20 protein-coding genes and 2 pseudogenes are annotated in these 20,537 nt (G+C 49.5%); 19 read left to right on the forward strand and 3 right to left on the reverse strand.

The features are described 5' to 3' along the window. Positions 1–885 (reverse strand): AAA family ATPase (locus tag NDI34_RS12155; RefSeq protein ID WP_348232780.1); only part of this gene is annotated, 885 nt, incomplete at its 3' end. A 180-nt stretch (positions 886–1,065) separates the two neighbouring features. On the opposite strand from NDI34_RS12155, the gene NDI34_RS12160 reads away from it, so the two are divergent. The 7 genes from NDI34_RS12160 to NDI34_RS12190 are packed head-to-tail and all read left to right on the forward strand — an operon-like array spanning position 1,066 to position 4,995. After that, positions 1,066–1,401, forward strand: a complete 336-nt coding sequence (locus tag NDI34_RS12160) for an NADH-quinone oxidoreductase subunit K (RefSeq protein WP_190410940.1) — start codon at positions 1,066–1,068, stop codon at positions 1,399–1,401. Further along, on the forward strand, positions 1,398–2,831 hold the full coding sequence (locus NDI34_RS12165; protein WP_348232781.1) for a cation:proton antiporter: 1,434 nt from the start codon (positions 1,398–1,400) through the stop codon (positions 2,829–2,831). Before NDI34_RS12160 ends, NDI34_RS12165 begins: the two co-directional genes overlap by 4 nt. Beyond that, positions 2,828–3,217, forward strand: a complete 390-nt coding sequence (locus tag NDI34_RS12170; protein WP_190666830.1) for a Na+/H+ antiporter subunit E — start codon at positions 2,828–2,830, stop codon at positions 3,215–3,217. Before NDI34_RS12165 ends, NDI34_RS12170 begins: the two co-directional genes overlap by 4 nt. A gap of 8 nt (positions 3,218–3,225) precedes the next feature. Next, positions 3,226–3,477: a hypothetical protein gene (locus NDI34_RS12175; RefSeq protein WP_348232810.1), complete on the forward strand. Its 252-nt coding sequence runs from the start codon at positions 3,226–3,228 to the stop codon at positions 3,475–3,477. Continuing rightward, on the forward strand, positions 3,474–3,755 hold the full coding sequence (locus NDI34_RS12180) for a monovalent cation/H(+) antiporter subunit G (protein ID WP_348232782.1): 282 nt from the start codon (positions 3,474–3,476) through the stop codon (positions 3,753–3,755). The genes NDI34_RS12175 and NDI34_RS12180 overlap by 4 nt, the downstream gene beginning before the upstream one ends. Beyond that, on the forward strand, positions 3,752–4,339 hold the full coding sequence (locus NDI34_RS12185) for a DUF4040 domain-containing protein (RefSeq protein ID WP_348232783.1): 588 nt from the start codon (positions 3,752–3,754) through the stop codon (positions 4,337–4,339). The genes NDI34_RS12180 and NDI34_RS12185 overlap by 4 nt, the downstream gene beginning before the upstream one ends. Beyond that, complete coding sequence (locus NDI34_RS12190; RefSeq protein ID WP_348232784.1) at positions 4,336–4,995, forward strand: Na(+)/H(+) antiporter subunit B; 660 nt, start codon at positions 4,336–4,338, stop codon at positions 4,993–4,995. The genes NDI34_RS12185 and NDI34_RS12190 overlap by 4 nt, the downstream gene beginning before the upstream one ends. 12 nt (positions 4,996–5,007) lie before the next feature. Here NDI34_RS12190 and NDI34_RS12195 read toward each other — a convergent pair whose 3' ends face one another. Beyond that, positions 5,008–5,718 carry a cytochrome b/b6 domain-containing protein gene (locus tag NDI34_RS12195; RefSeq protein WP_190987029.1) on the reverse strand — a complete coding sequence of 237 codons (711 nt, stop codon included), beginning with the start codon at positions 5,716–5,718 and terminating at the stop codon, positions 5,008–5,010. Between the two features lie 466 nt (positions 5,719–6,184). Between NDI34_RS12195 and NDI34_RS12200 the strand changes: the two are divergent. The 6 genes and pseudogenes from NDI34_RS12200 to NDI34_RS12225 all read left to right on the forward strand — a co-directional run. Continuing rightward, a pseudogene (locus NDI34_RS12200) lies at positions 6,185–6,478 on the forward strand (SulP family inorganic anion transporter); the annotation flags it as partial. Positions 6,479–6,564: 86 nt separating this feature from the next. Beyond that, positions 6,565–7,707 carry a sodium-dependent bicarbonate transport family permease gene (locus NDI34_RS12205; protein WP_190987030.1) on the forward strand — a complete coding sequence of 381 codons (1,143 nt, stop codon included), beginning with the start codon at positions 6,565–6,567 and terminating at the stop codon, positions 7,705–7,707. A 93-nt stretch (positions 7,708–7,800) separates the two neighbouring features. Next, positions 7,801–8,133 carry a hypothetical protein gene (locus tag NDI34_RS12210; protein ID WP_190987031.1) on the forward strand — a complete coding sequence of 111 codons (333 nt, stop codon included), beginning with the start codon at positions 7,801–7,803 and terminating at the stop codon, positions 8,131–8,133. A gap of 43 nt (positions 8,134–8,176) precedes the next feature. Continuing rightward, positions 8,177–8,865: pseudogene (locus NDI34_RS12215) on the forward strand (STAS domain-containing protein); the annotation flags it as partial. Between the two features lie 119 nt (positions 8,866–8,984). Then, on the forward strand, positions 8,985–10,421 hold the full coding sequence (locus NDI34_RS12220) for a cation:proton antiporter (RefSeq protein WP_190987032.1): 1,437 nt from the start codon (positions 8,985–8,987) through the stop codon (positions 10,419–10,421). Beyond that, positions 10,399–10,527 carry a hypothetical protein gene (locus NDI34_RS12225; protein WP_277878942.1) on the forward strand — a complete coding sequence of 43 codons (129 nt, stop codon included), beginning with the start codon at positions 10,399–10,401 and terminating at the stop codon, positions 10,525–10,527. The genes NDI34_RS12220 and NDI34_RS12225 overlap by 23 nt, the downstream gene beginning before the upstream one ends. Here the strand turns inward: NDI34_RS12225 and ald are convergent. Further along, entirely contained in the window at positions 10,516–11,604 is a 1,089-nt protein-coding gene (gene ald / locus NDI34_RS12230) for an alanine dehydrogenase (RefSeq protein WP_190689918.1), read from the reverse strand. The two genes, NDI34_RS12225 and ald, sit on opposite strands and share 12 nt — an antisense overlap. A 381-nt stretch (positions 11,605–11,985) precedes the next feature. Between ald and NDI34_RS12235 the strand changes: the two genes are divergently transcribed. The 6 genes from NDI34_RS12235 (at position 11,986) to NDI34_RS12260 (ending at position 20,533) form a co-directional block, all read left to right on the forward strand. After that, the gene (locus tag NDI34_RS12235) at positions 11,986–12,204 is read left to right on the forward strand and encodes a TOBE domain-containing protein (RefSeq protein WP_190410950.1); all 219 of its coding nucleotides are present in this window, start codon (positions 11,986–11,988) and stop codon (positions 12,202–12,204) included. Positions 12,205–12,308: 104 nt separating this feature from the next. Then, positions 12,309–12,479 carry a hypothetical protein gene (locus NDI34_RS12240; RefSeq protein WP_190410951.1) on the forward strand — a complete coding sequence of 57 codons (171 nt, stop codon included), beginning with the start codon at positions 12,309–12,311 and terminating at the stop codon, positions 12,477–12,479. Between the two features lie 247 nt (positions 12,480–12,726). Further along, positions 12,727–13,020: a hypothetical protein gene (locus NDI34_RS12245; protein ID WP_190529254.1), complete on the forward strand. Its 294-nt coding sequence runs from the start codon at positions 12,727–12,729 to the stop codon at positions 13,018–13,020. Positions 13,021–13,047: 27 nt separating this feature from the next. Further along, positions 13,048–13,482, forward strand: a complete 435-nt coding sequence (locus NDI34_RS12250; RefSeq protein WP_190410953.1) for a heavy metal-responsive transcriptional regulator — start codon at positions 13,048–13,050, stop codon at positions 13,480–13,482. Then, on the forward strand, positions 13,479–14,573 hold the full coding sequence (locus NDI34_RS12255; protein ID WP_190410954.1) for a WD40 repeat domain-containing protein: 1,095 nt from the start codon (positions 13,479–13,481) through the stop codon (positions 14,571–14,573). Before NDI34_RS12250 ends, NDI34_RS12255 begins: the two co-directional genes overlap by 4 nt. Before the next feature lie 92 nt (positions 14,574–14,665). Beyond that, the gene (locus tag NDI34_RS12260; protein WP_348232785.1) at positions 14,666–20,533 is read left to right on the forward strand and encodes a PAS domain S-box protein; all 5,868 of its coding nucleotides are present in this window, start codon (positions 14,666–14,668) and stop codon (positions 20,531–20,533) included. Positions 20,534–20,537: the final 4 nt, after the last annotated feature.

The following is a 20,537-nucleotide window of genomic DNA, read 5'->3' on the forward strand; positions in this document are numbered from 1 at the left end:
GCCTAAATGTCCCTGCACCGCATTGACAAACAGTTCCAGCGCTTGCGATCGCGGATCGAAAGTCAGCCCTTCGCCATGCAAAACTGCCTGAACCCAGGCAGCGACAACATCGTCCGATAAGGGAGCCAACTGCATGGTTTCCAAGCTGTTGCCTGGTTCATCAGGATGAAGACTAGTTTCTGCGATCGTGGCGATTAATACATAACTCACCTGAGTCTGACGCTGAATCTCGTTCCTCAAAAACGTTTCCCACATTCCATTGCGATCCCAAGAGCGAATGTGGGGGAAGCTTTCCAAAATCAGCACCACCCGTTTCCCCGAAGACTCCGCTAACTGTTGCAGAAGATAAAGTAATGCTTCAAATGCTTGCCAAAGCTGCTCTTTAGTCTCTGCGCGAACGGGTTTCAGTCGCTGCCTGCCACTTGCTTCATCTTTCAGGACAAATAATTCAGATGCCTTGCGTTCAATCCACTCTCTGATGAAAGCTTGAGCATTTGCACTTTGAAACGTCTGATCTATACTCTCGCACAGCAATTGCACGAAGCGCTGACCATCAGTAACCCGGATGCAGTCAACCTCCACGATTTTAATTCCAACTTCCTGAGCTGCGCGCCGTACCAGAGTCCGCCGTCCGCTTCCCGGCACTCCAGTAATTAGCAGGTCGCCATCACGCGCTAAAACCTGCGTAATTCGCTGGAATTGCCCTTGCCGCCCAACTAATTGAAACGGTGCTGATAAATCCACAAGATTCACGGCTTTAGCGTCCCGCTCCCAAGTGTAGAAACCTTCTGGCAGCACGCCTTGACTCGTTGGCAAGCCGCCACCTGTATCGGTGGACGAGCCAGGGCTGAGGTTAAGCATTGATTTGCCAATCGATTCTGTCATACCGCTATTGCTGCGTGTTTTATCCTACCCGATCGCAAGCTCAAACCAACAAGTTAGTGTGGCATGAGTCTATAGTTTACCCTGGCACTTTTCAATAGTGTTAATACTTTCCGGCACTATTAAAAAGTGCTATATATTTTTTAGCACCATTTAACAGGCATTTACTCATAGGCAATTCCCGTGTTAGAAGCATTCGTCTTCGCAACAATATTCTGCGGATTTCTCGGCATCATCCTTAAAAAGAACCTGGTGATGAAGATCATCTCTATGGATGTCATGAGCACAGGCGTTATCGCCTATTACGTGCTGATTGCATCGCGAGATGGCTTATTCACACCCATTATTTCAGACGCGGCAAAAGGGGCTTACGCCGATCCCGTCCCCCAGGCAGTCATCTTGACAGGGATTGTGATTGGCTTTTCGATTCAGTGCTTAATGCTGGTCGGTGTCATGAAGTTGGCACGGGATAATCCCACCCTGGAAACCAACGAGATCGAGAAGAGCAATACCCCATGACTACCATTACCCTTGCATGGATCGCACTACCGTTTTTCTTGGGGTTCACCATTTATCTGCTCCCCAAACTTGACAAAACCCTCGCATTGTTCACGGCATTTGCTTCGGCTGCATATGCGTTGCAGCTATTTGTCGAACAGTCGCCACTGAAACTAGAGTTACTCGATCATTTCAGCGTCACATTAATAGTCGATCAGTTAAGCGGCTACTTTATCTTGACCAATGCGCTGGTAACAGCCGCAGTCATTCTCTACTGTTGGCACAGCGATAAGACGACTTTCTTTTATGCACAAGCCATCATTTTGCATGGCAGCCTCAATGCCGCGTTCGCCTGTGCAGACTTTATCAGTTTATACGTGGCGTTAGAGGTGAGCGGGATTGCCGCGTTTCTCTTGATTACCTATACTCGCACCGATCGCTCGATTTGGGTTGGCTTGCGCTATCTGTTTATCAGCAACACGGCAATGCTGTTTTATCTGGTGGGTGCGGTGCTTGCCTATCAGACCAATCATTCGTTTAGTTTTGCAAGTTTGCGCGGGGCACCTCCAGAGGCGCTAGCCCTTGTATTTCTGGGACTCTTGGTTAAGGGGGGAATCTTTGTATCGGGATTGTGGCTACCGTTGACCCACTCTGAATCGGAGACACCAGTATCGGCGTTGCTGTCGGGAGTTGTGGTCAAAGCTGGAGTCTATCCGCTAGTGCGTTGTGCGCTAATGGTGGATGAACTCGATCCACTCATCCGGATTTTCGGAGTTGGGACAGCCCTGCTAGGCGTGTTCTATGCTGTCTTTGAAAAGGATGCCAAGCGGATGCTGGCGTTTCATACGGTTTCGCAGTTAGGCTTTATCCTCGCTGCGCCAGTCGTAGGTGGCTTTTATGCACTGACTCACGGACTGGTCAAATCGGCACTCTTCCTGATTGCGGGCGCTTTACCGAGCCGCAACTTCAAGGAACTGCAACACAAGCCGATCAATACAACGGTCTGGATTGCTCTGGTTATCGCCAGCTTCTCGATCTCAGGCTTTCCCTTGTTGTCTGGCTTTGGGGCGAAGGTGTTGACGACGAAAAATTTACTGCCCTGGCAAGCGATCGCCATGAATGTTGCGGCGTTGGGAACAGCCATCTCGTTTGCCAAATTCATATTCTTGCCGCATAAACCGGACGGCGAGGAGGCAGTAAAGCCCGGTTTCTGGCTAGCAGTGAGCCTGCTGCTCGGCGGCTTGTTTGCGGCAAACGTTGTCTATTACGAGGCGTATAGCCTTGAGAATATCGTGAAACCACTGGCAACTATCGGCATTGGTTGGTTGGCATATCTTTTGATTTTTAAACGATCCGTACTCAAGCTGCCCCGTGTTATGGAGCAATTTGAGCATCTGATCGGTGGGATGAGTCTAATGTTAATCCTGCTCTTTTGGATGGTGATGGCATGATTGGGTATCTGAATCTGATATTGCGACTGGCCATCTGGTTTTTGCTCACCGCCAATCTGAGTGTGGCAAATATCATCATCGGCATCAGCATCGCACTTCTATTACCGGGGCGTCCCAAAGCCCCAGGCGCATTAAAGGACTGGCTACGGGCGCTGTGGGAAACCCTCGTGGCAATTCCGCAGGCATATAAGGAAGCCTTTGAAATGATCCTCCGTCCCCATAATTACGAAGAGGTGACGATGGAACAAGTCAAACCCGGACGGACACCTGGACTCATCTTCCTGGATATATTTCTGATCACCTTTACGCCCACAAGCATTGTCTTGAAGTACCACGAGAATGGCTGGTACGAAGTCCACTGGGTACGACGGAGGAGAAAGGCATGAACTTGGCACTGAACTTGGCACTGGTTGCAATGATTCTGGCTCTGCTCATACCCATGTACGAGGCTTGGCAGGATGAGGATATCTGGCAGAAGATGTTGGCATTTGCCAGTGTCGCCACCAAGGCATCAATCATACTCCTGGTGGTATCGGTCTTACGGGATGATTGGATGCTCGGTGTTGTAGGAGTCATCATCCTGAGTGTGGGTAATGCCGGATTAATGTTGTTGGCACAAATTCTTAAACGCCTGAATGAAGTATGATCACCGCACTTAGTTACGCCTGCATCGGTATAGGAATTTTCTTCTGGTTTTGGGGAACCTTTCCCTTAATCGGCGATCGCTCGGTATTATTCAAGCTGCATACTCTTTCGGTTGCAGATACGCTCGGCTCGATGCTGATCATGGTCGGACTGCTGCTTCCGAAAGTACCTAGCGAATGGCCGTTGCTCATCCTTGGCATTATCACCTTAGCAATCTGGAATACAGTGCTGGGGTATGTGTTGGCATACGGTGCCAGTAGTGGAGGGAATCAATCATGAATGATAGCTATATCTATGTCATAACCGCCCTGCTGCCGTTGTCCTCGCTCATGCTGTTACTTCAGACCAATCCTTACCATGCCCTGGTAATTCAGGGAATATCGGGAGCGGTGGCGACATTGGTATTTGCGGTTTTGGGGGCAGCGGATGTGGCTTTGACGCAAGCCTTGATGGGGACTCTGCTTGCGATTACTCTCTATGCGATCGCAGTGCGTTCATCCCTGGTGATGCGTCTTGGTGTACTCGAAGACGGGGCGATCAAGACAGATGACGAGTCCCATTTAGGGCAACTGATGGATGACTTACGAACAATTTTCGGCAAACACTATATGCGTCTTGAGGTAATCCCGTACACGAATACGCAGGCTTTGCACCGGGCGCTGATGGACAAAGAAGTTCATGCCGCCTGTGCCAGACGAGACTACGATAATCAAGACCTTGTAGCGAGTGAGGACGAACAGCAACCCTATCACACCACAACTAGGGTTCGACGCCTCTATGACATCATGCGAACCGAACTTTCGTCACCAGCGACAAGCCTAACCTATGTAAATGCACCAGACTCAGGGGAGGAACATAAATGAAATGGGTTTACATTGCAGCGGCGATCGCGCTGTTCGTCAAATTCCTGGTTATGCCCAATCCGGCACCGGACTTATCGCTCTCGATCGTCCAAACGCTTGTACAAGAAAGTGGAGTACCTAATGCAGTTACGGCTGTCATTCTCAGGAATCGGCTGTATGACACGATCTTTGAAGTGGTGGTATTTACGATCGCGGTAATGGGTGCCCACTATTTGCTGGCGAATGAACGACCATTCTGCGCGATCTATCAGTTCACCGATCAACCCTCGATTATTATGGCGCGTCTGGGAGCAACCATTGCCGCGTTAGTGGGTATCGAACTGGCGATTCGGGGGCATCTGAGTCCCGGCGGTGGTTTTGCGGCTGGAGTGGCGGGTGGAACGGCGATCGGTCTTGTTGCGATTACCTCATCAACGGAGTGGATGCAGGAAATCTACAAGCGCTGGCACGCTGCGACATGGGAGAAGGTTTCCGTTCTTATTTTCATTGTCCTGTCGGTTATCACTCTAGCCGGATTAGAATTACCGCACGGAGAGTTGGGCGCACTTTTCAGCGGCGGGGTTATCCCCCTGCTCAATATTCTGGTTGCCGTAAAAGTTGCGTTGGGTTCTTGGGCGGCTGTTTTGGTTTTTATTCATTATCGGGGATTGTTGTAAGAGATTATGCAGCTACTTAAAGAGTGGAACAATCCAAGCAGCAGTTAGGCTCATCAACACGAGAATCTCTAAAACTTTGAGAGGAAAGGACAGTTTCAACCACTCTTTAGCAAAAGTCGGTTGCCAACCAGACCACCATTGAAGAATATTTTCTCGCCACAAAGTGGGACTATCTTTAGGGCGGAACTGGTAACTTAATATTGACAAGAGAAGGGGAATTCCTCCTACCTTGGCACTCATTAAGAGATGCAAGGCGATACAGACAACCATCACTACCCATGAAATGAGGTGAGCATAATACCAACCATGATTAAGCTCTCCCCTTGGCAACCAATTTTCATCCATCATCTTGCCAGAGAAAACGGCAAAAGTCAGTGCCAAGATAGCAAGGGTGTTAATAACTCGATGCAGCGTGTACCACCATACAGGTTTACCCAACTGTCCAAGTTTTGCCACAAAATCCTGCTGGATAAGTCTTTTGTGTCCACGATGGAAAGCATATAGAGCAAATAGAGGAAATACAAGTAAGGCATATAGCCCAAACGTGCCATGAATTCCTTCTATTTCCTTTAACTCAGGCAAGGGAATTCTTCCCCATCGCCCGTCGTAGACATCGTATGTCCAATATGCGGTCAAAATCGCGGCAATTACGAAAAGACCAGTAAAGCCATGCAGAATACGAAGAAGAAGAGGTTGGTATGGCCCAGAGAGTTTTGCAGGCATATTCAGAAAGTTACTGAAATCTTTCCTACATCTTCCACTAATTAAATTGTCTCACCCTGCGATCGCCCTAGGTAAAAAGGCATAACCTATGAATTTAGATAGCGGTTGACAGATGCTTGGCAGAGTGTTACTAGCGCAATCGCGATAGTGGCAATCGCCTATTCTCAGCGATAAGCGATGGGTTGCTTGCTCTAATCTATGGAAAGGCTAAGAAATTTCAATGAAAAATCGACTGTTTTATTGATTAGAAAGCGAGTATTCGTATTTACACTAGCGTATAGTAAAAAACATTAAAGAATTTAATCAGCTAAAAGTTTTGAGTCTCTGAGGACATGCAGGCAGATATTTATTTAAATCTGCTCGGTTCTACTATTGCTGATTCCATTAAAAAGGCAAAATTTTTGTCTTGCGATCGCTCAATCGTTCAAATCCAGGACTGTCCTACTATTCTGTCTGTCACTGTTCCATGTCAATTACCAATCGTATTAGTTTTAACAATGTGCGAGGCGATATCTTCGGAGGTGTCACGGCTGCCATTGTATCGTTACCCCTTGCCCTAGCTTTCGGGGTTGCCTCCGGGGTCGGACCAATCGGTGGTCTGTATGGTGCTGTTTTCGTCGGCTTCTTTGCGGCGTTATTTGGCGGTACTCCCACGCTAATTTCTGAACCAACTGGACCGATGACCGTGGTGATGACTGCGATTGTGGCAGGACTCACAGCCAGCAATCCAGACAATGGTTTGGCGATGGCATTTACCGTTTAGTTCGTTCTCTCTTTAACTCTTTAAAGTTTCTTTAGTTCATTTATTGCAATACTCCTCATCCGAGGAGGCATAAGGAGGTATTCGTGGATTTTTTGTCCTTGTTTTTAATGGACTTCGTTAAGCAGTTGCAGTCCCCAACACTTGGGTTTTTGATTGGTGGTATGGTCATTGCCGCCCTTGGTAGCGAATTGGTAATTCCAGAGGCGATTAATCAGATCATCGTCTTTATGCTGCTCATGAAAATCGGTCTGACCGGTGGTCAGGCGATCCGCAATTCTAACCTAACGGAGATGGTGTTACCTGCAGCGTTTGCTGTAGCAGTAGGGATTCTTGTTGTATTCATCGCACGCTATACGTTAGCCAAGCTGCCGAAGGTCAACACCGTGGATGCGATTGCGACCGGGGGATTGTTTGGTGCTGTGAGTGGCTCTACCATGGCTGCCGCCCTGACGCTACTGGAAGAACAAAAAATGCCATACGAGGCATGGGCTGCCGCACTCTATCCCTTCATGGATATCCCAGCGCTCGTAACGGCGATTGTGGTGGCCAACATTTATCTCAACCACAAGAAGAAGCGTAGGGCAGCAGACGAGTCTCTCAGCAAGCAGGAGTCTCTCAGCAAGCAGCCCGTTGCAGCAGGCGATTATCCCAATCAGGAAGATTATCCCAGCAGCCGACAAGAGTATCTCAGAAAGCAGCAGTCTGCGAATAATCGGGTCAAAATATGGCCGATCGTGAAGGAAAGCCTCCAGGGTCCTGCCCTATCGGCAATGTTGCTCGGCATTGCTCTTGGCCTGTTCACCCAGCCGGAAAGTGTCTATAAAAGCTTCTACGACCCCCTCTTCCGCGGCTTGCTTTCGATCTTGATGCTGGTCATGGGTATGGAGGCTTGGTCAAGACTTGGCGAACTGCGCAAGGTAGCCCAGTGGTACGTCGTGTATAGCGTTGTGGCACCGCTGGTGCATGGGTTCATCGCCTTCGGTCTCGGCATGATTGCCCACTACGCCACGGGATTCAGCCTGGGCGGTGTTGTGATCCTGGCCGTCATCGCCGCCTCCAGTTCAGACATCTCAGGTCCGCCCACGTTGCGAGCCGGGATTCCGTCGGCCAATCCCTCCGCCTACATCGGCGCATCCACAGCCATCGGTACACCCATTGCGATTGGCTTGGCAATACCGCTCTTCCTCGGACTCGCCCAGGCGATAGGCGGGATAGGCGGCAGCTAATCCCAGACGGGTCGCGGTCTGTCGGCCCTCCCTTGACCCGGCAGACCAAGCGACTCAATATATAAGATCAATTACGGTAAGGAGGTAACCAACATGGCAAAGCCAGCCAAAAAGCTCGTCATCGTCACGGAAAAGATTCTGCTGAAAAAGATCGCCAATATCATCGAAGAAGCCGGGGCAACCGGTTATACGGTTCTAGAAACTGGCGGTAAAGGCAGTCGCAACGTGCGCTCGACGGGACAACCCAGCGTTTCTGACACCAATGCGAATATAAAATTCGAGGTGCTCACCCCGGATCGGGATATGGCCGAGAATATTGCGGATCAGGTCGCAATAAAGTTTTTCCTCGATTTTGCGGGCATGATCTATATCTGTGACGCGGAGGTACTGTACGGGCACAGTTTCTGTGGACCAGACGGCTGTTGAATCGAGACGACGTAGACACAAAAAGCCGGGTCATGACCCCGGCGTTTTGGGCGCTGCCAGACTGACTGAACCGATTCCGATGGCAGTGTTAGCGGGGATTGCTCTGAAGGTAGGGATAGATATTCTCGACTGGAGCTTCTTGAAGCGATCGCACGATCGCACAAAGTATCCCTCAAGGGTTCCCCGATCGTGTATGGGGTGTTGCTCTTGACGGTGTTTGTGGATCTAATCGTGGCAGTGGGTGTGGGTGTGGGTGTGTTTATTGCCAATATCCTCACCATTGAACGGTTGAGCAATTTGCAATCCAAGGAAGTCAAGTTGATTACCGATACAGATGATGACGTTCGGTTGAGCGATGAGCAGAAGCAACTGCTGGATAAAGGCAACGGGCGCGTCTTGCTGTTTTACCTGAGTGGCCCAATGATTTTTGGCTTGTCGAAAGCGATCGCACGCGAACACAATGCCATGAAGGAAGCCGATGCGTTGGTGATGGATCTCAGCGATGTACCCATACTGGGGGTAACAGCTTCACTGGCGATCGAAAATGCGATTCGCGATGCCCACGATAAGGGGTTAGAAGTCTATATCGTCGGTGCCAGTGAGAAAATTCAGCACCGCTTGCAAAAGTTAGGACTGTTTGATCTGGTGAACCCAGCGCATATCTTAAGCGATCGCACTGAAGCCCTGCGTCAAGCGGTTGATCTGGTTTACCGCAAAGAGATAGTTGCCTAATTCACCTGTTTGGAGGTTTGATGAATCGAGGCGATCTAATGCGTCAGAAAACTAGCTGGCAATCAATTGCCTCCCATTCAAATAAGGTTTGATTCATTTTTACCACCAAAACCTAACCCATGTTTTTGAACCATACAATGACAGCTTTAAGTTCTGGGATGGCATCTCTGATTGCTCCCATGCCCTTGTTAGCAACGGTAGAGGCAGAAAATTCACCGATTGTTCTGGCTGGAGTTCTGCTGAGTTTAGTCGTGATTTATATCGCCAGTAAACTCGGCGCGGAAGCGGCTAAACGATTTGATTTTCCACCCGTTCTGGGTGAACTGGTGGCAGGGGTGGTTGTCGGGGTATCTGCTTTACACCTGATCATCTTTCCCGAAAGTGGACTGTCAGCCTCAGATTCAGCGGTGATGACCGTGCTGCAATGGATTAATCATCTGTCTCCCGCAGCCCTCACGAGCGTATATGAGTCCCAGAGTGAAGTCATTTCAGTGCTGGCTGAATTGGGCGTGATTATTCTGCTATTTGAAATTGGTCTGGAATCGGATCTCAAACAACTCAAAGAAGTGGGTTCTCAAGCTGCGATAGTCGCCTGCGTGGGGGTGGCAGTTCCGTTTGCCGCTGGTACCGCTGGCTTGATGATGTTCTTTCACACACCTGCAATTCCAGCAATTTTTGCAGGCGCTGCTTTGACGGCAACCAGCATCGGAATTACGTCCAAAGTGTTGTCTGAGTTAGGACAGCTTAAATCCAAAGAAGGTCAAATCATTGTTGGTGCGGCGGTGATTGATGATGTCCTGGGAATCATTGTCTTGGCTGTTGTCGCCAGTTTAGCCAAAACGGGTGAGATTGATGTTGCTAATGTCATCTACCTGATTGTGAGTGCAACAGCGTTTCTGCTCGGTTCCATTTTGTTGGGCGGCATCTTTAACCAAACCTTCAATGCGATTGTGGAGAAATTCAAAACCCGTGGCAATGTGGTTATGCCAGCATTTATCTTTGCCTTTTTCATGGCATTTCTGGGCAGCGCGATTCATCTAGAAGCGATTTTGGGTGCTTTTGCCGCTGGCTTGGTTCTGGATGAAACTGATGCCCGTAATGAGTTAGATGAACTAGTAAAACCGATCGCCGATCTACTGGTACCCATCTTCTTTGTGACGGTGGGAGCGCGAGCCGATCTAGGCGTGTTGAATCCGACGGTGCCTGAGAATCGTGCCGGAATTTTGATTGCCGCATTTTTGATGGTAGTTGCCATTCTCGGCAAGGTAGTGACGGGTTGGGCGGTGTTTGGTCAGCCCGGAATTAATCGACTCGCGATCGGAGTTGGCATGATTCCACGGGGTGAAGTCGGGCTAGTGTTTGCCGGAATCGGTTCTGCGAGTGGGGTTCTGGATAAGCCGTTAGAGGTATCCATTATTATCATGGTGATTCTGACCACATTTCTGGCTCCACCGTTTCTGCGGATCGCCTTTGGTGAGCCAGTCGAACCCCCAAGCAAGGGCGAACCTGCCAGTGAGCAATCAATTTTGGTGAGTGAATCTCAGCCTACGCCGTGAGGACGCTGGGGGCGATCGCTGTACCATGAACGCCACAGATCGCGATCGCCCCACTACCAACCTCTCGCCTATTTCCTTACCCGTAATGTCACAGTTAATCAGCTAAATCGGGAAACACTTCGCGGACGGCAGGATGAACCAGGCGGTGATTCTGTACATTGATGCCCCTTGCTAAAGCCGGGTCGAGTTCTAGAGCTTTCATCCCCTGGTTCGCCAGCTTCAGGACGTAGGGTAAAGTGCTGTTGTTCAGTCCCTGAGTTGCTGTCCAGGGAACGGCTCCCGGCATATTCGGGACGCCGTAGTGGACGACGCCTTCCTCGATGTAGATAGGATTGGTGTGGGTCGTTGGTCGCACGGTCTCGACACAACCGCCTTGATCGACTGCCACATCGACAATTACCGAACCGGGATGCATTTTTTGTACCAACTTCCGAGGGACTAAGATAGGGGCGCGACGCCCTGGAACTAAAACCGCCCCAACAAGTAAATCGGCTTCCGAAACGACCGCTTCTACTTGCAGGGAGTTACTGTAGAGCAGCTCAACTCTGGAGCCAAAGAGGGTTTCCAGATACGCCAACCGCTCGACATTCACATCCAAAATCTGGACGCGGGCACCCAGTCCTACCGCCATTCGAGCCGCTTCGGTGCCAACGACACCGCCGCCTAAAATCACCACGTTACCCGGTCTGACACCGGGAATACCGCCCAGAAGAATCCCCCGACCTCCTTGATGGCGCTCCAAAAACTGTGCCCCGAACTGTACGGAGAGGCGACCGGCGATAATGCTCATGGGGGTGAGCAGGGGCAATTTTCTATCGGGGAGTTCTACCGTTTCGTAAGCGATCGCGCTGACGCCACAATCAATCAGATGCTCGGTCAACCCCCGATCGGCTGCCAAGTGCAAATAAGTAAACAGCATCTGCCCTTTCTGGAGAAACTGGTACTCTGGCTTCAGTGGTTCTTTCACCTTAACCACCAGTTCTCGGTTCCAAGCATCCTTCGCTTCTAGGACAATTTTTGCCCCGGCAAGAATATAATCTTCATCAGAGAAGCCAGCACCATTACCAGCCGCGGATTCTACAAAAATCGCGTGACCGTTTTCACTGAGTACCCGGACGCTACTAGGACTTAACCCTACCCGAAATTCACGATCTTTGGTTTCCTTGGGAACGCCAATTTCCATTTATATACCTCAAATTGCTCGGCTATCTATTGAATTGACTATAGGTGCCACACCTGGTGACTTGTTGCATTGGGAGTTACCTCCCTGAAGGAGCGAGTGAGAAATTGGACTGACAACTTCTCAAGTAAAACGGTTTTTGGTTTGGGTAATTCGCGCATCGATCGGGAGGGGCAGCCGATCGGGAATGAGGTATCGAATGAGGTATCGATCGCTCCCCTCTCCCTTTACTCCTGAAGTCTCTTTATTCCTGAAACTCTCTCTCGCCCCTGATCCCCATCATTACTTATTTATTTAGGAGTCCCAAAAATTTTCGGATTACTTCACAAAAATGCTGCAACAATCAAGACGGCTACCTTATCCAAAGGATTTGGAAACACCAATATGACGATGCAAATTAGCGGACGGAATCAACTCAGGGGTAAAGTGACTGCGATTCAACTGGGTGATATCCTCGCCGAGGTGACAATTCAGGTGGGAGATAACTTAATTGATGCGGTGATTACTCGTCGTTCGGCAGAAAATCTGCAAATTTCAGTTGGCGATGAAGTGAGTGCCCTGATCAAGGCGACCGAAGTCATGGTGATCAAAGAGGTTGATTAGCAACTGTGTTTGCTTTGCTCTTGACTCAAGGCTTAGCACCTCTACAATAGAAGACAATCTATAACGAATTGTAAACCTCTGAAGGGGCAAGGATTGCCAAAGCCATGACACAACTTCAACCTACGACCACTCCTAAGCTGGAAGAACCCAAGTTAGGCTTCAATGATTACGCAGAGCGATTGAATGGTCGAGCCGCAATGATCGGCTTTTTGCTAATGGTGCTCATTGAATATGTCACGGGTCAAGGAGTGCTATCCTGGCTGGGCTTGCAATAAAAAAGCGCTCTTCTTTTGTCTAGTCCTTCGGAATCGGCAACCCGTACAGGCTTTCCTCGGTCTAGCACAACAAGTACAAGAATTTGTCTCAGGATACAGGATGTAGGGTTCTGCCCTTGCCGAAGGGTGGGATGAAGGATGAAGTTTAGAATCCAAAAATGATTCTGACTTCTGCCGCCTGACTCCTGACTCCTGAATGAGATAACCTGAAATTAGATTAAAGAATAACGGAATAGAGCAAGTCGTGATGAATGCTTTGTGGCCTAGATTTTTAAAGTCAGCCTATCGTAAAGAGCCAATTTCCAGCTTTGTGGTAATCGTTGGTACTGTAGATGCAGTGATTGGCGGCGTAGATGAAAGCTGGGGTTTGTTTAGTTTCGGAGTGTTGACAGTAGGGGCAGCGATCGCTCTGCGTTGGTGGCAAACCCAGGGTAAAGAAGTCGAACCAATCCCCCAAACGGCAAAACACTTTCTTCCCCCCCCAACCTCTCGTCCTGTCCTGCCCATGCTGAGTAACTCCAAACACCATCCAAAACCGTAACCCTTTGGGTGGGAGCTTCCGAAAACCATGATTGGCACTTCTGTTTCAATTGAATGGCTTAAAATCGGTGAAGTTGCCGCTCGGAGTGGTCTGCCTGTCAAAACCATTCGCTATTACGAAGATATTGGTCTGTTAGCACCGACGGTGAAGCGGACACCTTCCGGCTATCGTCTTTTTAATCGTGAGATTGTTAATCGGCTGGCATTCATCAAGCGATCGCAAGCACTCGGACTCACTCTCAGCGAGATTCAAGAAATTTTAACAGTTCACGATCGGGGGCAGTTACCCTGCGGTGCCTTGAAGCAGCTTCTGCACGCGAAAGTAGAGGCGATCGCAGAACAAATTGAATCGCTAGAAATCCTCAAGAGCGAGCTAGAAGGGTTAATCTCTGGTTGGCAAGACCGACCGCCCGCTCACCACATCGATCATACTATCTGCCCCAATATTCAATCAGCACCATGAAACCTCCGGCTCGGAAGGCAAAAGTCAAAAGGCATTTATACAAAGAAAAAATTCTGAGTTTTGCATTTTTACCTTTTAGCTTTTATTGTTTCGCCCTTGCCAGTCAGCCTCTCCCAGCCGCCGCCAAAACAATAATCCAGGAAGCTGAAGCTGTTCCGTCTGCCCCAGCCCAAAACCTGCCTCCTGAAGCTTGGAGAAACGTTCAACTCCTCCGCACCCTCAAGGGTCACAACGCGACAATTGATTCCTTGACCTTCACCCCTGATGGAAAATTTCTCATCAGCGGGGGGAGCGACAATGACGGCAGAATAAAATTTTGGTGGGTGAGAAGTTGGAAAGAAGTGGGTAGCCTCAGGGCGCATAGTCAGGCAGTGATGACCCTTGCGATGAGTCCTAATTCAGAAATTCTGGCGAGTTGCAGCAATGACTCCTCGCTGAATTTATGGAATTGGAAGACTGGAAAATATACCCGGACTTTTCTGGATCATACGAGTAATATTCTGTCAGCGGCGATTACCTCGGATAGTGAAATGCTGGTGACGGGTGCTTTGGATGGGATTCGAGTCTGGAATTTGAGAACGCAGCGCCCGATTTACAACCTGGTGCGTTTCGATAACCAAACTTATGCAGTTGCCCCAAATCCCAATGGGGAGATTCTAGCAAGCGGCGGCAAAGATACTGCGATTAAGGTCTGGGATCTCCAGAATGGAAGATTTCTTGACTCATTGTCGGGACATAGCGGTGCAATCAGTACTTTAGCGTTCACGCCGGATGGAAGTACGCTGATCAGTGGCAGCTACGATCGCACCATCAAAGTTTGGGATTTTAATAGCGGACGATTGCTTTACACCCTTTCAGGGCATACAGGTTGGATTCGGGCGATCGCGATCGCTCCTTCTGGACAAGTTATGGCTACCGCGAGTCAGGATGGAGTCCGCTTGTGGAACTTGAGAACGGGCGAACTGATTGCTTTGCTGGTCGGACATTCCGATTGGGTGAAATCGGTTGCCTTTAGTCCTGACGGGCGAACTCTGGCGAGTGGGGGGTTTGACAGAACCATTAAAATTTGGCAAGTCGGCTCTGTTCCCTAAACATTCATTAAGTGTGCGATCGCGGCAACTTTTAGTTCGGTTTATGGGAAAACTAAGTTCAGTTCCATCTGAGACGAAGGAAGTAAACCAAAGTGTTGACTCACAATCGCGACAAAGGAAAGAGCCTAAACGGATACGAGTGGGCAGAGGCGGGTTTCTTCAATCTCTCGCTGGATCTGCTTTGTATCGCCGGACTTGATGGCTACTTCAAGCACCTGAACCCTGCCTGGGAAAAAACTCTGGGTTTTACGAAGGAAGAACTCTTAAGCCAATCGTTTATGGAGTTGGTTCACCCGGAAGATTGGGAAGCAACCATCACCGAAGCGCAGAAGCTTGCTACAGGCGCGGAAACAATCTCTTTTGAGAACCGCTACCGATGCAAAGACGGCTCCTATAAATGGCTATTATGGACTTCTGCGGTCTCCACTGAAGAAGGTTTGCTGTATGCAGTGGCTCGTGACATTAGCGATCGCAAAGCGGCTGAAGAAAAACTCCTCAATTTAAGAGCTGTCTTGGAGAATGCCGTCGAAGGAATTTCCCGGCTAGACACTCAAGGGCGCTACGTTACCGTTAATAAAGCCTACGCCAATGCAGCGGGTTACGAACCTGAAGAAATGATTGGCATGGAATGGCAGCGAACGGTTCATCCGGAAGAGATCGACAAGCTGATCGCTGCTTACCACAAAATGTTGGTGGATGGCAAGGTAGAAGCTGAAACGAGAGGCATCCGTAAAGATGGCTCTATTTTTTATAAGCAAGTGGTGATGATCTGCGATTACGACCAAGAGCAGCGATTTATCGGTCATCACTGTTTTATGAAAGACATCACCGAACGTCACCGAACCGAACAAGAGCGATCGCAATTAGCTAATCACATCCAATTGCTGCTGCAATCGACCGGGGAAGGCATCTACGGCATAGATTTACAGGGACGTTGTACCTTCATCAACAAAGCGGCGGCTCAGATGCTGGGATACCAGCCGGATGAAGTGATGGGCAAGGATATGCACGAGTTAATCCATCACAGTCGCCCCGATGGCTCCTTCTATCCCAGTGTTGAGTCTCCGATTTTTTGTGCTGTTCGCAACAGGAACAGTTGCCGAATCGACAACGAAGTTCTATGGCGGCGGGATGGAGCTGCTTTTGCTGCCGAATATTCGGCTTATCCGATTTTTGAGGGAGAGGAAATCAAAGGGGCTGTTGTCACCTTCGTTGATATCAGCGATCGCAAGTTAGCAGAGTCAGCACTCAAACAGGCGAATGAAGCCCTCGAAATCCGAGTCGAGGAACGCACCGCCCAATTAAGGCATACCCTCCAGCAGCTAGAAGACGAAATAACTGAGCGCCAGCGGGCAGAGAAAGCTTTATACAAAGAAAGAGAATTCTTAAATGCATTGCTCAATAACTTGGCAGACGGCATTGTCGCTTGTGACGCCAATGGAGTTTTAACGCTATTTAATCGAGCGACACAAGAGTTTCATGGGTTGCCGGAACAAGCTCTTCCTGCCGAGCAATGGGCTGAACATTTCGATTTATATCTGCCTGATGGGAAAACACTGATGAAAACGGAAGATATTCCGTTGTTTAGAGCGTTTCGGGGAGAGACGGTTCGGGAAGTAGAAATGATCATCGCCCCGAAGCAAGGAAAAATCCGCACCTTACTAGCTAGCGGACAAGCGATCGTTGATGCTCAGGGAAAAAAACTAGGTGCAGTTGTGGCGATGCACGACATCACCGAGCGCAAGGAAGTAGAAGCGGCTTTACAACAGAGTGAGTTACGACTCAACAGTATTCTAAATTGCCTTAAAGATTTGGTGTGGTCTATTTCAGCCACCACCTATAAAACGCTGTTTATGAACCCAGTGGCTGAGAAGTTTTATGGGCGGTCTTACTCGGAGTTCTTCAACAACTCCAACCTCTGGCTGGAGGTTATTCATCCAGAAGATCGCGAACTCGCCCTTGCCTATAACCACAGGGTTATGCAAGAGGGCAATGGTGAACTGGAGTACCGAATTATCCGACCCGATGGCGAAGTGCGATGGGTTTACAGTCGAGCCTGGATGATTTATGACGAGTACGGTACTGCTACCCGCATGGATGGTCTGTCCACCGATATCACAGATCGCAAGCAAGCCGAGGCAGCTCTGAGCGAAAGCGAGTCGCGGCTCAACAGCATCCTAAATTCGCTGAAAGACGTGGTGTGGTCTGTTTCAGCCAGCACCTTTGAAGTGCTTTACCTCAACCCAGCGACCGAGAGTGTTTATCAACGCCCAAGACAAGATTTCTTTGACAACCCCCAAGTGTGGTTTGATAGCATTCACCCCGAAGATCGCGATCGCGCCTTTGAATACAACCGTCAGGTTATAGTCGAGGGCAGCGGTGACATAGAGTACCGAATTCTCCGACCCGATGGCGAAGTTCGTTGGGTTCGTGACAAGAGCCGGGTGATTTACGATGAAACCGGGAAAGCTATTCGTATAGATGGTTTATCTTCTGACATTACCGAGCGCAAACAGGCAGAAAAAGCTCAGGCAAGACTGACCGCAATCTTAGAAGCAACACCTGACTTCGTAGGCATCGCCAATGCAGAAGGACGCGCCTTATACGTCAACAAGGCCGGTCGCCAAATGATAGGAATTGGCGAGAATGAGGATATTACAACGATGTATATCCCCGATTTTATGGCAGCTTCAGTTATCGACGGGATTCTGAACGAAGGGTGGCAGGCTGTTGTCAGAGAAGGTATTTGGAGTGGCGAATCAGCGTTGCAGCACCGGGATGGCAGAGAGGTTCCTATCTCCCAGGTATGGATGAGCCATAAATTAGAAAATGGGGAGGTTGAATTTTTCTCTACGATCGCCCGCGATATCACTCCTGCTAAGCGGGCAGAGGAAGCCATCCGCCAAAGCGAAACTAGACTTGCAGAAGCTCAAAAAATTGCCCATATCGGCAGTTGGGAATTCGATCTGGCGACTGGAGAAATCGCTTGGTCGGAGGAACTATTCCGCGTGTGGGGTATGGAGCCGAACCAACCCGTACCGACTTACGAAGAGTTGGTGCAAAAAATTTATCCGGATGACCGGGAAGTTTTTGTAAAAGCAGTTGAGCTAGCAATTACTGAAGGCAAGCCCTACGAATTCGACAATCGCACTTTGCGCCCTGATGGTTCGATTGGATATATGTTCTCCAAAGGGCAACCGATTATCAACTCTGAGGGTCGGGTCATCAAGCTATTTGGAACAGGACTAGACATCACCCAGCGCAAGCAACAAGAAGAAGCCCTACGACAAAGCGAAGAACTATACCGCGCCCTTGCCCGAAATTTCCCCGACGGTTCGGTGGCTTTATTTGATAAGGACTTGCGCTACCTGCTGGCAGATGGAAGCGAATTAGCCGCCATCGGGCTTTCCAAAGAACTTATGGAAGGAAAAACCCTATGGGAGGTTTTTCCTCCAGACACCTGCGAAACTGTGGAACCGATGTATCAAGCAGCATTAGCTGGTGCCATGACGGTTTCTGAAATCCCCTATGGCGAGCGCACCTATCTGTTGCAAATTCTGCCCGTCACCAACCAGCAGGGAGAAATCTTTGCGGGGATGACGTTGACGCAAAATATCAGCGATCGCAAACAGGCAGAGGAGGCGTTGCGGCAGCGGGAAGAACAATTGCGCCAGATTCTTCAGAATATGCCAGTTATGATGACTGCCTTCGATGCAGACGGAAACATCACTGTCTGGAACCGCGAGTGCGAAAGGGTTGCAGGCTACAGTGCTGCGGAAATTGTTGGCAATCCCAAAGCACTGGAGTGGGTGTATCCAGATCCCGCCTATCGCACATCAATGCTGACCATATGGGCTGAACTTGGCAATAACTACCGTAACTGGGAATGGGAAATCACGGCTAAAGATGGAAGTGTCAAAACAGTAGCATGGTCGAATATCTCCGAGGGATTCCCCATTCCCGGCTGGACCACTTGGGGCATTGGTGTGGACGTAACCGAACGCAAAGCCGCTGAAGAAGCGCTAGCAGAGAAAGCTTGCTTAGCCGCGTTTCGTGCGGATGTAGACACTGCGCTGACTCAGGGCGATCGCTTGCAGGTGATACTGCAACGCTGCACCGAGGCTGTAGTCCAACATCTCGATGCCGCGTTTGCAAGGCTATGGACGCTTAACAGAGAGGAGAATGTATTGGAGTTGCAAGCGAGTGCGGGGATGTATACCCACCTTAATGGCTCTCATAGCCGCGTACCCGTTGGTCAATTCAAGATCGGCCTAATTGCCCAAGAGTGCCAGCCCCACCTGACCAACTCTGTGATTGACGATCCTCGTGTTGCTGATAAAGATTGGGCAAAAAGAGAGGGCTTGATCTCCTTCGCTGGTTATCCCCTGATTATCGAAAACCAGATATTAGGGGTTATCGCCATGTTTGCCCGGAAACCGCTTACCGAAGCTACGCTGGGGGCGCTAGAATTTGCAGCGGACGAGATTGCATTAGGTGTTAAGCGCCTACAGGCAGAGGAGGCGTTGCGACACTCGGAAGCACGATTTAGACAACTCGCTCAACGCGAGGCACTGCTCAACCGTTTGTCCAGCGATATCAGGAACTCCCTTGATGTCAGTACCATATTAGGAACGGCTGTGCAGGAGATCCGCAATTTGTTGCAGATTGACCGATGCCTGTTTCTTTGGTATCGACCATCAGCAGAACAACCAGTCTGGGAAGTGGTAAAAGAAGCGAAGATACCTACCCTGCCTAGCTTGCTGGGTCAATACCCAGCCCCAGCAAGTTCGCTAACTCAGAAGTTCACCAACTTGGAAATCCTCCAAGTTGACGATCTTGCAAACGCCAGCGATCCAGCCGAACAGGAACTCTATAGTGCTTCGGGCTACAATGCTATCCTATCGCTGCCAATTCAAGCTCCTTCTGGTGAGATTGGTGTGGTCAGTTGCATCCATCATCGTGGTTCTCGGTCTTGGAGTGGCTCGGAGGTGGAACTGCTGCAAGCGGTAACTGACCAACTCGCGATCGCGCTTTTCCAAGCCGAACTCTACACGCAAGCTCAAGACTCTGCACAGCAAGCTCAAGAAAAAGCTCACCAACTACAGCAAACTTTGCACCAGTTGCAACAAACTCAAAGTCATCTGATTCAAAGTGAAAAAATGTCCAGCCTCGGTCAGATGGTTGCTGGTGTTGCTCACGAAATCAACAATCCTGTCAACTTCATCCACGGCAACCTCACCCACGCAAATCAATACAGCCAAGATTTACTGAATCTCCTCCAGCTTTACAAGCAGCACTATCCCAATCCAGTTCCGGAAATTCAAGATGAAATCGAGGCGATTGACCTTGATTTTGTGGTAGAAGACCTCCCGAAAATCCTGGGTTCGATGAAGATGGGGACTGACCGCATCCGTCAGATTGTTCTGTCGCTGCGGAATTTCTCGCGCTTGGATGAAGCCGCCATGAAGGCAGTGGATATTCATGAAGGGATTGATAGCACCCTCCTGATCTTGCAAAACCGACTGAGAGCCGCCCCCAACTATCCCAGCATTGAAATTGTTAAAGAGTATGGCAATCTACCGCTGGTGGAATGCTACGCGGGACAGCTCAATCAAGTGTTTATGAACCTGCTCAACAATGGGATTGATGCCCTAGAAACGCAGCCCGAACCGAGAATCATTACCATTCGGACTGAAGTGGGACGTGGGAAATCCCTTCCTGACCCTTATGTTTTGATTCGGATTGCTGATAACGGCCCAGGGATGACCGAGCCAGTAAAAGCTCGCCTATTTGATCCCTTCTTTACGACTAAACCTGTAGGGAAAGGTACAGGTCTGGGATTATCCATCAGTTATCAAATTGTGGTGGAAAAGCACGGTGGCACTTTAAAATGTGTCTCCAAACCAGGACAAGGAGCGGAGTTTTGGATTGAGATTCCCATTTCTCAAGGTCTAACTTAACTGG

Source organism: Trichocoleus sp. DQ-U1, assembly GCF_039961925.1.
Lineage (GTDB): Bacteria > Cyanobacteriota > Cyanobacteriia > Cyanobacteriales > FACHB-T130 > FACHB-T130.